A 13,146-nucleotide genomic window follows, 5' to 3' on the forward strand; every position below is an offset into this window, starting at 1 on the left:
GTGCAGGTCAGGCCGGGTACGCGCGCTGCAGCAGCGCGGCGACGTCGATCGCGTGCGGCTCGAAGCCGCCCGCGATGCGGCCCCAGTCGGGCGCGGCGAGCCGTGTCGCGACGAATGCGTCGGCGACGGCGGCCGGCGCATCGCGGCGCAGCAGGCACGCCTGCGCGACGAGCGCGAGCCGCTGCGCGAACACGCGGCCCGACGCTTCGAGCGTGTCGGCCGGCGCGGCGAGCATCGCGCGCAACGCGTCGAGCGCCGCGCGGATGCGCGGCTCGCCGGCGCCGAGGTCGGCGAGTTCGTCGAACAGCGCGGCGGCCGCGTCGGGCTCGCGCGACACCGCACGCAGCACGTCGAGGCACATCACGTTGCCCGAGCCTTCCCAGATCGAGTTGACGGGCGCCTCGCGGAACAGCCGCGCGATCGGGCCGTCGTCGACGTAGCCGTTGCCGCCGAACACTTCCATTACTTCGCCGGTCAGCTCGACCGCGCGCTTGCAGACCCAGAATTTCGCGGCGGGCGTGACGATCCGCTTCCACGCACGTTCGCGCGGCGAGTCGTCGCGTTCGAACGCGTCGGCGAGACGCATCGCGAGCGACAGCGCGGCTTCGCTTTCGAGCGCGAGATCGGCGAGCACGGTGCGCATCAGCGGCTGCTCGGCGAGCGCGCGGCCGAACGCGTGGCGCTGGCGCGTGTACGCGATCGCCTGCACGACGCCCTGGCGCAGCATCGCCGCGCTGCCGAGCACGCAGTTCAGCCGCGTGTGGGTGGCCATCTCGATGATGGTCGGAATGCCGCGGCCTTCGTCGCCGAGCATGATGCCCCACGCGTCGTTCAGCTCGATTTCGCTGCTGGCGTTGCTGCGGTTGCCGACCTTGTTCTTCAGCCGCTGGATCTCGACCGCGTTCTTCGTGCCGTCCGGCCGCCAGCGCGGCACGTAGAAGCACGACGGGCTGCCGGCTTCGGTGCGCGCGACGACGAGGTGCGCGTCGCACATCGGCGCGGAGAAGAACCACTTGTGGCCGCGCAGCCGGTATTCGCCGCCGCGCCCGCCCGCGCCGACGGGCGTGGCGAGCGTCGTGTTCGCACGCACGTCGGAGCCGCCCTGTTTCTCGGTCATGCCCATGCCGAACCAGATCGAGCGCTTGTCGGCGACCGGCACGTCGCGCGGATCGTAGTCGTCGCTGTAGAGCTTGTCGCGCAGCAGGTCCCACAGCGCGGGCTCCTTCTGCAGCACGGGGATCGCGGCCTGCGTCATCGTGGCCGGGCACAGCGTGCCGGCCTCGATCTGGCCGTGCAGGTAGAAGCCGGCGGCGGTCGCGGCCCAGCGGCCGCGGCGCGTGTCCCGGAACGCGAGCGACACGAAGCCTTCGCGGCGGTACTGGCCGAGCAGCGCGTGCCAGGCCGGATGGAAGTCGACGCGGTCGATGCGCCGGCCGCGCCGGTCGAACGCGTCGAGCTCCGGCGGGTGGCGGTTCGCTTGGTCGGCGAGCTGCGCGGTATCGGCGCTGCCGAGCCGCGCGCCGTACGCGTCGAGCTGCGGCACGGCCCAGTCGGCGCCTGCCCGGGCGAGCGCGTCGCGCAGCGCGAGATCGGTCGCGAAGAGGTTATAGTCGACGAGTTCGTCGAACTGGTTCGTGACGGCGTGAGTCACTTCGGTCATCGGGGGTGTCTCCGGTCTCATGCTTCGCGGGCCGCCGGCGTCACGCCGCACGGAAGGCGCTTCGGCGCGGGTTCCGGCGCCCGGAAAAACGTGTTCCCTGCTGATTTCAGAGTAGCAAATATGCCGCCGCGACATGTTCAGGTTCCGGCGCCGCCCGGCCAGCCGGCGGCGCAACCCGCGCCCGCGTTGCGCCGCCGGCCGCGCCAGTCGCGCGCGCAGGCGAGTTCCGATGCGCTGCAGCAGGCGTTCGTTCAGCTTTTGCTCGAACGCGGCTACGCGAAGGCGACGATCCGCGAGATCGCGGCCGTCGCAGGCGTCAGCATCGGCACGTTCTACGAGTATTTCGGCGACAAGCAGAGCCTTGCGGCGCTCTGCATCCACCGCCGCGTGCTGGCGCTGGCCGACCGGCTGCGCGATGCGGTCGAGCGTTTGCGTGGCGTGCCGCGGGCCGAACTCGCGGCCGCGCTCGTCGACCTGCAGGTCGACGCGATCGCCGCCGATGCGGCGCTGTGGGGTGCGCTGTTCGTGCTGGAGCGGCAGGTGTCGCCGCTTGCCGCGTACCGCCGGCATTACGACGCGTATGTCGCGCTGTGGCGCGACGCGCTGGCCCATGCGGCCGATCCGCCGCCGGCCGGGCGGCTCGACGGGCTCGCGCGCATGGCCCACGCGGTCTGCTACGGCGGCCTGTCGCAGGCGTTGCTGACGCTCGGGCCCGCACTCGATTTCGCGGTGCAACGCCGCGAACTGCGGGCCGTGCTGCTCGCGTACCTGGCGGCGGCGGAGGCGTAGCGCCTCCAGGGCGTGAACACGCCCCAACGGAAATGCCTGATTCGCATGTCGGGCCCGCCGGCCAGCCGCTCCGTTCCCCGCTTCTTCCCGTGAGCCATGAGAAAAATGCATGGGCTCCATGACGAACTTTCGATTGTCCGCCGATATTGGCTCGGGCTAAATCATGCGGCAGATGCAGGGCTGCGCACGCCGCGCAGGCCTGCCGGAAGGACATCAGAAGGAGGAGTCATGCGAAGCGCCACCGCGCCCCGTTCCAAACTGCCCGACGTCGGAACGACGATCTTCACGGTGATCGGCCAGCTGGCTGCCCAGCACGATGCGTTGAACCTGTCGCAGGGCGCGCCGAATTTCGCGCCCGATCCGGCGCTCGTCGAAGGCGTCGCGCGTGCGATGCGCGACGGCCACAACCAGTACGCGCCGATGGCCGGCGTGATGGCGCTGCGCGAGCGGCTCGCCGAGAAGACGGAAGCGCTGTACGGCGCGCGCTACGACCCGGAGACCGAGATCACGGTGATCGCGAGCGCGAGCGAAGGGCTCTATGCGGCGATCAGCGCGCTCGTGCATCCGGGCGACGAAGTGATCTATTTCGAGCCGTCGTTCGACAGCTATGCGCCGATCGTGCGGCTGCAGGGCGCGACGCCGGTCGCGATCAAGCTGTCGCCCGAGCATTTCCGCGTGAACTGGGATGAAGTGGCGGCCGCGATCACGCCGCGCACGCGGATGATCATCGTCAACACGCCGCACAACCCGACCGCGACCGTGTTCTCGGCCGACGATCTCGAGCGGCTCGCGCAGCTCACGCGCGACACGGGCATCGTCGTGCTGTCCGACGAAGTCTACGAGCACGTCGTGTTCGACGGCGCGCAGCACCAGAGCGTCGCGCGCCACCGCGAGCTGGCCGAGCGCAGCGTGATCGTGTCGTCGTTCGGCAAGTCGTTTCACGTGACCGGCTGGCGGGTCGGTCATTGCCTCGCGCCGGCCGAATTGATGGACGAGATCCGCAAGGTGCACCAGTTCATGGTGTTCTCGGCCGATACGCCGATGCAGTTTGCGTTCGCGGAGATCCTCGCGCGGCCGGACAGCTATCTCGGCCTGTCGGCGTTCTACCAGGCCAAGCGCGACCTGCTCGCGCGCGAGCTGGCCGACGCGCGTTTCGAGCTGCTGCCGAGCGAAGGCTCGTTCTTCATGCTCGCGCGCTTCCGGCACTTCTCGGACGAAAGCGACAGCGATTTCGTGCTGCGCGTGATCCGCGACGCGCGGGTCGCGACGATCCCGCTGTCGGCGTTCTATACCGACGGCACCGATGCCGGCGTGATCCGGCTCAGTTTTTCGAAGGACGACGCGACGCTGGTCGAAGGCGCGCGGCGGCTGCGTTCGCTTTAAGAAACCAGCGACGGGCACGTCGCATCGACCAGTCACAGGAGATCACGATGAAGCACACGGCTACCCTGAAACTCGCGTTTGCGCTCGCATGCGCAATCGGCTCCGGCGCGGCGCTCGCCGACGCGCAGACGCTGCGTTTCGGCCTCGAAGCGCAATACCCGCCGTTCGAATCGAAAGCGCCGAACGGCGACCTGCAGGGCTTCGACATCGACGTCGGCAATGCCGTCTGCCAGACGGCGAAGCTGTCGTGCAAATGGGTCGAGACGTCGTTCGACGGGCTGATTCCGGCGCTGAAGGGCCGCAAGTTCGACGCGATCAATTCGGCGATGAACGCGACCGAGCAGCGCCGCCAGGCGATCGACTTCACGACGATCATCTACCGCGTGCCGACCCAGCTGATCGCGCGCACCGGCAGCGGGCTGCTGCCGACGCCCGAATCGCTGAAGGGCAAGCGCGTCGGCGTGCTGCAGGCGTCGATCCAGGAAACCTTCGCGAAGGCGCACTGGGAACCGGCGGGCGTCGCGGTCGTCGCGTACCAGGACCAGAACCAGGCGTATGCGGACCTCGTCGCGGGCCGCCTCGACGCGACGCTCGTGCTCGCGCCGTCGGGCCAGCGCGGCTTCCTGTCGCGCCCGGACGGCAAGGGCTTCTCGTTCGTCGGCCAGCCCGTGCACGACGACAAGATCCTCGGCAGCGGCATCGCATTCGGCCTGCGCAAGGGCGACGACGCGCTGAAGGCGAAGCTCGACGCGGCGATCGACAAGCTGAAGGCGGACGGCACGGTGAAGACGCTCGGCCTGAAGTATTTCGGCGATATCGACATCTCGACCAAGTAAGCGGAACCGCGCGATGCAGAACCGGGATACGGCGGCCGCGGGCGGAGAACCGCGCGACGTGCCGCTGTCGGGCGAGGCGCTCGACGCCGTGCTCGTCGCCGAACTGGGCGACGTGCTCGTCACGCGTTCCGCCGACATCGATCCGCGTTACTTCACCGCGTACAACGAGCCGGCCGGCGTGCGGCCGCGCGCGCTGGTGCGCCCGCGCAGCGTCGACGACGTGTCGCGCACGCTCGCGCTGTGCGCGCGGCTCGGGCAGCCGGTCGTGCCGCAGGGCGGGCTGACCGGGCTCGCGCGCGGCGCGGTCGCGCTCGGCGGCGAGGTCGTGCTGTCGATGGAGCGCTTTGCGGGTATCGAGGCGATCGATGCGGCGGCAGGCACGATGACCGTGCGGGCGGGGACGCCGCTGCAGACGGTGCAGGAAGCCGCGGAAGCGGCGGGCTTCACGTTCGGCGTCGACCTCGGGGCGCGCGGCTCGTGCCAGATCGGCGGCATGCTCGCGACCAATGCGGGCGGCACGCGCGCGATCCGCTACGGGATGATGCGCGAGCAGGTGCTCGGGCTCGAAGCGGTGCTCGCGGACGGCACGGTCGTATCGTCGATGAACCGGATGCTGAAGAACAACGCGGGCTACGACCTGAAGCAGCTGTTCATCGGCAGCGAGGGGACGCTCGGCGTCGTCACGCGCGCGGTGTTGCGGCTGCATCCGCTGCTCGCCGCGCCGGCCACGGCGCTTTGCCGCGTGCGCGATTACGACGCGGCGGTCGCGCTGTGGAACCGCGTGCGCACGTTGCCGGAAGTCGTCAGCTTCGAAGCGATGTGGCCGGCGTTCTACGACTACGTCGCGCGTCATACGCCGGGCGTCACGGCGCCGTTCGTCGGCGACGACGGCTTCGCGGTGCTGATCGAATGCGCGACGAGCGCGCCGGGCGGCGATGCGCACCAGGCGCTGGAAACGGGCCTCGCGGCGGGGTTCGACGCAGGGCTGGTGGACGACGCGGTGCTCGCGACGTCGGAGCGGCAGGCGCGCGATCTTTGGACGCTGCGCGAAGGCCTCGCGATCGATGCATTGCCGCACCTCGTCAACTTCGACGTGAGTTTGCCGACGGGTGAACTCGGCGCGTTCGCCGAACGTTGCGAAGCAGCACTGCGGGCGCGCTGGCCGGACGTCATGTGCCTGTTCTTCGGCCACGTGGGCGACGGCAACGTGCATATCGGCGTGTCGCTGGCCGCGATGGCCGATGCGGACCTCGATACGCTCGATCACCGCGTGTACGCAGTGGTGCGCGACATGGGCGGCTCGGTGTCGGCCGAGCACGGGATCGGCGCGCTCAAGCGTCCTTATCTCGCGCACACGCGCAGCGACGCGGAAATCGGGCTGATGCGGCGCCTGAAGGCCGCGCTGGACCCGCACGGCATCCTCAATCCCGGCAAGGTACTTTGACGGCAGCGACTCCCGTCACGGACGGGAATCGGCCTGCGTGACACGTCAGCCGTCCACCCAGCGCAGCGCGCCGATCTTCAGGTGTTCGACGACGCTGCGTGCCCAATCGAGCTCCGCATTGAGCAGCACCAGCGCATGTTCGTTCTGCAGCAGGAACAGGCGCGGCACCTGGTCGGCCTGCGCGGTGGCGCGCAGCGCTTCCAGCCGTTCGCGTTCGGCGTCGAGCCGCGCGATCCGCAGTTCGAGCTGGCGGCGCGCATCTTCGGCGTCGAGCAGCGGCAGGAAGGCGAGGCCGGCGCCGAACACCGGGAATTCACGCGCGGGCTCCGCGAGCAGCGCGTGCAGCCACGCCTGCCCCGCCGTGTGCCCGGCTTCGGTCAGCGCATACAGCGTGCGTTCCGGAAACGCGCCGTCGCGCTCGGTGTCGTGCACGGCGATCAGCCCGTCGCGCAGCAGCCGGTCGATCGTCTGGTAGAGGCTCGTGCGCTGTCGCACGTTGACGACTTCGTCGTATCCGCGGGCCTTCAGTTGCTGCAGCATCCCGTACGGATGCATTGGCGTTTCGGTGAGCGTCGCGAGGACGGCCAGCGCAAGCGGGGACGGGCGACTCATAGGCATGAATAGTTATTGAATATCTAGTAAGAATATAACTATTCTCAATCAGACTATCTTGTTCCGCAAGGGTTTCAGCCGAGGTGCGAGCGCTTCGCGGCCGGCGCGACGGTTTCCATCGTCGCGAGACCATGCACGATCCCGCAATCCTCGACCGAATGTTCGCCGACGCACTGGCGGCGCAATTCGGAGAGCTGGTCGCGCAGATGCGTGAGTTCCGCGAGGCGCGCATCGACGTGCCCGATGTGGTCGTCGAGCAGCGAATTGATCGAATCGCAGCGGTCGGCCGGCGTGTCGGTGAGCCGCAGCAGCGCGCGGATTTCGTCGTGCGCCATGTCGAGCGCGCGGCAGTTGCGGATGAAGCGCAGCCGTTCGACGTGCACGTCGGTGTAGTTGCGGTAGTTCGAATCGGTGCGCTCCGCATCCGGCATCAGACCCTCTTTCTCGTAGAAACGGATCGTCTCGGGCGTGCAGCGGGCCGCTTTGGCCAGTTCGCCAATCTTCATGCCTTTCTCCCGTGTAAGGGTTGACCTTGTAGTGGCTTCAGGGTGTTAACTCTACACCGTCAAGCCACAAAAGGAGGTTGTCATGACCGACGCCCAGCGTCTCCACGACCCACGACACCGTCATGCCGGCGGCGCCGATACGTGCTGCGCCGACCCGCGCGACACGCAGACGGCGACCGTTGCCGACGCGGTGCCGGCGGCCGGCGAGCGCGCGCACGGCGAGGCTGCATCGCGCAGCCACGATCATTCGCACGGCGACGCGCATCGGCGCGGTGCCGCAGGCTCGCACGATCTTGCCGCGCACGACGAAGCCGGTCATGGCCACGACCACGATCATTCTCACGGCGATGCGCATGTGCACGGCGCCGCGTGCTCGCACGACCACGCGGCGCATGATCACGCGGCGCACGACCATGCCGGTCACGACCACGACCACGACCACGACCACGACCACGACCACGCGGCCGGCGACTGCTGCGCGCCTGCGGCGCTGACGCTCGCGCCGCTGCCGGTCGCGCAGGCGACCGCATCGGGTCACGTGCGCTCGGCGTTCCGGATCATGCAGATGGACTGCCCGACCGAGGAAACGCTGATCCGCAAGAAGCTCGGCGGGATGAACGAAGTGTCGGCGCTCGAATTCAACCTGATGCAGCGGATGCTGACCGTCGACCACGTGCCCGGCGCGCAGCCGGCAATCGAAAGCGCGATCCGCACGCTCGGGATGACGCCCGAAGCCGCGGCGGCCGGCGCGCCGGCGGCGCGCGCCGCCGACGCGCCCGCGAAGCCGTGGTGGCCGCTGGCGCTGGCCGGCGTCGCCGCGATCGCGTCCGAGGGCGCGACGTGGGCCGGGCTGCCGGTGTGGCTGTCGGCGGCGCTCGCGCTCGCCGCGGTGCTCGCATGCGGGCTCACCACGTACAAGAAGGGCTGGATCGCGATCCGCAACGGCAACCTGAACATCAACGCGCTGATGAGCATCGCGGTGACGGGCGCGATGGCGATCGGCCAGTGGCCGGAAGCCGCGATGGTGATGGTGCTGTTCACGATCGCCGAGCTGATCGAGGCAAAGTCGCTCGACCGCGCGCGCAATGCGATCCAGGGCCTGATGCAGCTCGCGCCGGATACCGCGACCGTGCGGCAGGCCGACGGCTCGTGGCGCACGATCGAGGCCGCGCAGGTTGCGCTCGGCGCGGTCGTCCGCGTGAAGCCGGGTGAGCGGATCGGGCTCGATGGTGACGTCGTCGCGGGCCGCTCGACGGTCAACCAGGCGCCGATCACCGGCGAGAGCCTGCCCGTCGAAAAGACGACCGGCGACGCCGTGTACGCGGGCACGATCAACGAATCGGGCTCGTTCGAATACCGCGTGACGGCCGTCGCGGCCAACTCGACGCTCGCGCGGATCATTCACGCGGTCGAGGAGGCACAGGGCGCGAAGGCGCCGACGCAACGCTTCGTCGACCAGTTCGCGCGCGTCTACACGCCGATCGTGTTCGCGGTCGCGTTGCTGGTCGCGGTGGTGCCGCCGATCGCGATGGGCGGCGCGTGGCACGACTGGATCTACCGCGCGCTCGTGCTGCTCGTGATCGCGTGCCCGTGCGCGCTGGTGATCTCGACGCCGGTGACGATCGTGTCGGGTCTCGCGGCTGCCGCGCGGCGCGGGATTCTCGTGAAGGGCGGCGTCTACCTGGAAGAAGGGCGCAAGCTCGCGTGGCTCGCGCTCGACAAGACCGGCACGATCACGCACGGCAAGCCGGTGCAGACCGATTTCGACGTGCATGCGGACGACGCCGATGCGGCGCGCGTGCGGCATCTCGGCGCGAGCCTCGCGGCTCGCTCCGATCACCCGGTGTCGCAGGCGATCGCTGCCGCGGCACGCGACGCCGGCACGACGGCATTCGCCGATGTACAGGACTTCGAAGCGATCGTCGGGCGCGGCGTGCGCGGCACGATCGACGGCACGCGCTACTGGCTCGGCAACCACCGGCTCGTCGAGGAGCTCGAGCGCTGCTCGACGGCGCTCGAAGCGAAGCTCGACGCGCTGGAGCGGCAGGGCAAGAGCGTCGTGGTGCTGGTCGGCGAAGCGCGCGTGCTCGGCATCTTTGCGGTGGCCGACACGATCAAGGACACGAGCCGTGAGGCGATCGCCGATCTGCACGCGCTCGGCATCCGCACGGCGATGCTGACGGGCGACAACCCGCATACCGCGCAGGCGATCGCGCAGCAGGCCGGCATCGACGACGCACGCGGCAACCAGTTGCCGGAAGACAAGCTCGCGGCGGTCGAGGAGCTGTCGGCCGGCGGTGCGGGCGCGGTCGGGATGGTCGGCGACGGGATCAACGATGCACCGGCGCTGGCCCGATCCGACATCGGTTTCGCGATGGGCGCGATGGGCACCGACACGGCGATCGAGACGGCCGACGTCGCGCTGATGGACGACGACCTGCGCAAGATCCCCGCGTTCGTGCGGCTGTCGCGCGCGACGCACCGCGTGCTGGTGCAGAACATCGGCTTCGCGCTCGGCGTGAAGGTCGTGTTCCTCGGCCTCACGGTCGCGGGGCTCGGCACGATGTGGATGGCGGTCTTCGCCGACGCGGGCGCGAGCCTGATCGTCGTGGCCAACGGCTTGCGGCTGCTGTCGTCCTCCGGGGCGTTCGGCGGCACGCGGGCCGCGCGTTGAGGAGCGGGCGATGAGCTTTCTGAAACGGATCCTGGGCGGCCATGGCGGTGGCCATGGCAACGGGCACGGCAGCAGCGGGAACGGCGGGCACGGCGGCGGAGGCGGGCATCACGGCGGGCAGCGCGGAGACGGGCTCGGCGGTCACGATGCGCGCGGCCGCGATCGCCACGGCTGGGGCTGGCAGGCGCCGGCCGATGCGGCCAACGGCGGGCAGGGCGGCAACGTGCCGCTGAGCCAGCTTGCGTGTGCGGGCTGCGGCGCGCTCAATGCCGCCGATGCGCGGTTCTGCGCGCAGTGCGGTGCGGCGCAACGCAGCCGGGCCTGCAGCCGCTGCCACACGGCGCTGGCGGCCGACGCACGCTTCTGTCCCGGGTGCGGGACGCAGGCGACGTAACAAGCATGGCGCTCATTCGCGCCGGCTGCGCATGGGCGCAAGCCGGCGCGTTTCGTTTCAGGGCGGCCGCAGCGGCCCTTCGCTCAGCGCAACGGCAGGTGAATTTCGGTGAGCAGGTCCGCTGGCGCCGTGTCCATCGGCGTATTGAGGTACAGCTCGAACGGCGGCGCGTCGGCGGCCTCGCGGCCCGAGTGACGCAGCCAGTCGCCGTAGAGCCACTGGTAGGCCGTCTTCAGGTCCGCGTACGGCCCCGTATGCAGCAGCACCGCGTATTCGCCGCCTGCGATCGTCGCACGCTCCACCGGCGGCACGGGCTCGACGTCCGGCGCGCCGTCGGCCGGCATGAAGCAGGCCTTCGCGCGCAACTGCGCTTCGGGCGTCGTGTCCGGATCGTCGTAGAAAATGCCGATCATCTTCGCGCCCGGCCCGATCAGCCCGTGCTGCGCGACCCACGCGCCGATCCGCCCGAACGCATCGCCCACCTTCATGTACGCGCCGGTGTGCGCCACCGCGTAGCCGTGCAGTTCCGGCAGGCGCCGGATTTCGACTTCATGCTTGAACATGTCTTCCTCTCCTCGCTGTAGTGGATAAATCGGCCGGTGGGTGCCCGTGCGGCGATGCTCCGCAGGCAGCACGCCGTACGCGTCGCGAAACGCCCGCGCGAACGCGTGCGTCGAACCGTAGCCCGCGCGCCGCGCGATCTCGTCGAGCGGCCGCGCGGTGCAGACCAGATCCTCGGATGCCCGCACGATCCGCATCCGCCGCACCGTCAGCACGATCGACTCGCCGTACAGCGCGCGGTAGACGCGCTGCCAGTGATACGGCGACAGGCATGCGACTTCGGCAAGCCGGTTCAGGTCGAGCGGGCCGTCGAGATGCGCGCTGATATACGCGTGGACGCGCGCCACGCTCGCCGCGTAGCGGACCCACGCGGGCGGGTCGGTTTTCGTTTCGGCTGGGGTCATCGACGTGTCCGGGCTGGAACCGACGTCACGGTAGCACGGGCCGAATGGACAAATCTTGCGGAAATGCCGCGCCGCGAATGAATCCGCCCCTTTTAAAAATTTCACGAAATGGGGTCTTGCCCCTCCGCGATCAACGACTAAAGTTAAAGACGGTGAAATCGGGTGATCGCGTCATTTTTCTCGGGTAAGTTGCTCGAACCGGTCACCCAAGCCGGGCAGCACGCTTTTCGAAGTACGCAGGTAGTTCGTCGATGTCCAATCGCAACACCACGTTTTTCGGGAGAAGAAGAAATGGATGCTTCCAGCTTCATCACGTCGCTGCAGACCACGCTAGGCGGATACCTGCCCAAGATCGCCGGCGCGATCGGCATCCTGGTGATCGGCTGGCTGATCGCCGTGGTGGTGCGGGCCGGCGCGCTGCGCCTGCTCAACGCGCTGAAGGTCGACAAGCGGATCACCGACAGCACCGGCCAGGGCGCGTGCGTCGAGCGCATCATCGCCGGCGGGCTGTTCTGGCTCGTGCTGCTCGTCACCGCGGTGGGCATCTTCAACGTGCTCAACCTGTACGCGGTGTCCAATCCGTTCTCGCTGCTCGTCACGCACATCGTCAACTACCTGCCGAACCTGATCGGCGGCGCGGCGCTGACGCTGATCGCGTGGCTGATCGCGTCGCTGCTGCGCAGCCTCGCGAACCGCGCGCTGAAGGCCAGCAAGATCGACGACAAGCTGTCCGAAGGTGCCGGCATGCAGCCGATGAGCGGCTATCTCGGCGACGTGCTGTTCTGGCTCGTGATCCTGATGTTCCTGCCGGCGATCCTCGCGTCGTTCGCGCTGTCGGGCCTGCTGTCGCCGGTGCAGGGGATGGTCGACAAGCTGCTCGCGATCGTGCCGAACCTGTTCGCGGCCGCGGTGATCGGCTTCGTCGGCTGGATCGTCGCGCGCGTGCTGCGCGGCCTCGTGACGAACCTGCTCGTCGCCGCCGGTGCCGACCGCCTCACACAGCGTCTCGACAGCCCGACGCCCGTGCGCGTGTCGAGCCTGATCGGCACGATCGTCTACGTGTTCGTGTTCGTGCCGACGCTGATCTCCGCGCTCGACGCGCTGAAGATCGAGGCGATCTCGATTCCCGCGACCAACATGCTGAACCAGTTCCTCGGCGCGGTGCCGGACATCGTCGCGGCGATCGTGATCGTGCTCGTCACGTTCTACTTCGCGCGCTTCGTCGCATCGCTCGCGCAGAAGCTGCTCGAAGCGGCCGGTGTCGACGGGCTGCCGGCCGTGCTCGGCGTCGAGCGCGTGTTCTCGGGGATCCTGCAGCCGTCGGTGCTGGTCGCACGGTTGATCGTGTTCTTCGCGATGCTGTTCGCGTCGGTCGAAGCCGCGAACCGGCTCGGCTTCTCGCAGGTGCGTGACGTCGTCACGCTGTTCATCGAATTCGGCGGCCACGTGCTGATGGGCGGCGTGATCCTCGTGATCGGCGTGTGGCTCGCGGGCCTCGCGCGCCGCGTGATCGAGCAGGCCGACCGCGAGCACAGCGTGCTGTTCGCGCGCATCGCGCAATTCGCGATCCTCGGCCTCGTGTTCGCGATGGGGCTGCGGGCGATGGGGATTGCCAACGAAATCGTCCAGCTCGCGTTTGGCCTCGTGCTCGGCGCGATCGCGGTGGCGGTGGCGTTGTCGTTCGGCCTCGGCGGCCGCGAGGCGGCCGGCAAGCTGCTCGACCGCTGGTTCAACCAGCGCGGCGGCGGCCAGTAAGCACGGGCGATCCGGCCTGCGTCGCGCGGCCGGATCGCCGTCGCAACGAGCTCGGCGGGCGTTTCTGCAAGCGAAACGTCAGCCGCGATCTTTGCCGAATTTCGATAACACGTCGTTTAATGACTCTC

General features: G+C 69.2%; 11 protein-coding genes. 7 read left to right on the plus strand and 4 right to left on the minus strand.

Annotation, left to right across the window (positions count from 1 at the left end):
• Positions 1-7: 7 nt before the first annotated feature.
• The gene (locus tag DIE03_RS23925; protein WP_124454649.1) at positions 8-1,660 is read right to left on the minus strand and encodes an acyl-CoA dehydrogenase family protein; all 1,653 of its coding nucleotides are present in this window, start codon (positions 1,658-1,660) and stop codon (positions 8-10) included.
• A gap of 120 nt (positions 1,661-1,780) precedes the next feature.
• Here DIE03_RS23925 and DIE03_RS23930 point away from each other — a divergent pair, with 120 nt between their 5' ends.
• The 4 genes from DIE03_RS23930 (at position 1,781) to DIE03_RS23945 (ending at position 6,112) form a co-directional block, all read left to right on the plus strand.
• Positions 1,781-2,449, plus strand: a complete 669-nt coding sequence (locus tag DIE03_RS23930; protein ID WP_124454651.1) for a TetR/AcrR family transcriptional regulator — start codon at positions 1,781-1,783, stop codon at positions 2,447-2,449.
• A gap of 228 nt (positions 2,450-2,677) precedes the next feature.
• On the plus strand, positions 2,678-3,832 hold the full coding sequence (locus tag DIE03_RS23935) for a pyridoxal phosphate-dependent aminotransferase (RefSeq protein ID WP_124454653.1): 1,155 nt from the start codon (positions 2,678-2,680) through the stop codon (positions 3,830-3,832).
• Between the two features lie 47 nt (positions 3,833-3,879).
• Positions 3,880-4,668: an ABC transporter substrate-binding protein gene (locus DIE03_RS23940; RefSeq protein ID WP_124454655.1), complete on the plus strand. Its 789-nt coding sequence runs from the start codon at positions 3,880-3,882 to the stop codon at positions 4,666-4,668.
• A gap of 13 nt (positions 4,669-4,681) precedes the next feature.
• On the plus strand, positions 4,682-6,112 hold the full coding sequence (locus DIE03_RS23945) for an FAD-binding oxidoreductase (RefSeq protein WP_124454657.1): 1,431 nt from the start codon (positions 4,682-4,684) through the stop codon (positions 6,110-6,112).
• Between the two features lie 45 nt (positions 6,113-6,157).
• On the opposite strand, the gene DIE03_RS23950 is transcribed toward DIE03_RS23945, so the two are convergent.
• A complete protein-coding gene (locus tag DIE03_RS23950; protein ID WP_124454659.1) occupies positions 6,158-6,730 on the minus strand; it encodes a PadR family transcriptional regulator in 573 nt (190 codons plus the stop codon).
• A 68-nt stretch (positions 6,731-6,798) separates the two neighbouring features.
• Positions 6,799-7,230 (minus strand): Cd(II)/Pb(II)-responsive transcriptional regulator, encoded by a 432-nt coding sequence (cadR, locus tag DIE03_RS23955; RefSeq protein WP_124454661.1) that lies wholly within the window; start codon positions 7,228-7,230, stop codon positions 6,799-6,801.
• Between the two features lie 82 nt (positions 7,231-7,312).
• Between cadR and DIE03_RS23960 the strand changes: the two genes are divergently transcribed.
• Both DIE03_RS23960 and DIE03_RS23965 read left to right on the plus strand, forming a co-directional pair.
• Entirely contained in the window at positions 7,313-9,904 is a 2,592-nt protein-coding gene (locus DIE03_RS23960; RefSeq protein WP_124454663.1) for a heavy metal translocating P-type ATPase, read from the plus strand.
• Between the two features lie 10 nt (positions 9,905-9,914).
• Positions 9,915-10,298: a zinc ribbon domain-containing protein gene (locus DIE03_RS23965; RefSeq protein WP_124454665.1), complete on the plus strand. Its 384-nt coding sequence runs from the start codon at positions 9,915-9,917 to the stop codon at positions 10,296-10,298.
• An 83-nt stretch (positions 10,299-10,381) separates the two neighbouring features.
• Here the strand turns inward: DIE03_RS23965 and DIE03_RS23970 are convergent, their stop codons facing one another.
• Complete coding sequence (locus tag DIE03_RS23970; protein WP_124454667.1) at positions 10,382-11,263, minus strand: GyrI-like domain-containing protein; 882 nt, start codon at positions 11,261-11,263, stop codon at positions 10,382-10,384.
• 291 nt (positions 11,264-11,554) lie between these two features.
• Between DIE03_RS23970 and DIE03_RS23975 the strand changes: the two genes are divergently transcribed.
• On the plus strand, positions 11,555-13,018 hold the full coding sequence (locus DIE03_RS23975; protein WP_124454669.1) for a mechanosensitive ion channel: 1,464 nt from the start codon (positions 11,555-11,557) through the stop codon (positions 13,016-13,018).
• Positions 13,019-13,146 lie beyond the last annotated feature (128 nt).

Source organism: Burkholderia sp. Bp8992, from assembly GCF_003853705.1.
Lineage (GTDB): Bacteria > Pseudomonadota > Gammaproteobacteria > Burkholderiales > Burkholderiaceae > Burkholderia.

Coding starts and splice junctions, on each gene's coding strand:
- DIE03_RS23925 (WP_124454649.1), bottom strand. CDS start 1,660: ATGACCGAAGTGACTCACGCCGTCACGAACCAGTTCGACGAACTCGTC.
- DIE03_RS23930 (WP_124454651.1), top strand. CDS start 1,781: ATGCCGCCGCGACATGTTCAGGTTCCGGCGCCGCCCGGCCAGCCGGCG.
- DIE03_RS23935 (WP_124454653.1), top strand. CDS start 2,678: ATGCGAAGCGCCACCGCGCCCCGTTCCAAACTGCCCGACGTCGGAACG.
- DIE03_RS23940 (WP_124454655.1), top strand. CDS start 3,880: ATGAAGCACACGGCTACCCTGAAACTCGCGTTTGCGCTCGCATGCGCA.
- DIE03_RS23945 (WP_124454657.1), top strand. CDS start 4,682: ATGCAGAACCGGGATACGGCGGCCGCGGGCGGAGAACCGCGCGACGTG.
- DIE03_RS23950 (WP_124454659.1), bottom strand. CDS start 6,730: ATGCCTATGAGTCGCCCGTCCCCGCTTGCGCTGGCCGTCCTCGCGACG.
- cadR (WP_124454661.1), bottom strand. CDS start 7,230: ATGAAGATTGGCGAACTGGCCAAAGCGGCCCGCTGCACGCCCGAGACG.
- DIE03_RS23960 (WP_124454663.1), top strand. CDS start 7,313: ATGACCGACGCCCAGCGTCTCCACGACCCACGACACCGTCATGCCGGC.
- DIE03_RS23965 (WP_124454665.1), top strand. CDS start 9,915: ATGAGCTTTCTGAAACGGATCCTGGGCGGCCATGGCGGTGGCCATGGC.
- DIE03_RS23970 (WP_124454667.1), bottom strand. CDS start 11,263: ATGACCCCAGCCGAAACGAAAACCGACCCGCCCGCGTGGGTCCGCTAC.
- DIE03_RS23975 (WP_124454669.1), top strand. CDS start 11,555: ATGGATGCTTCCAGCTTCATCACGTCGCTGCAGACCACGCTAGGCGGA.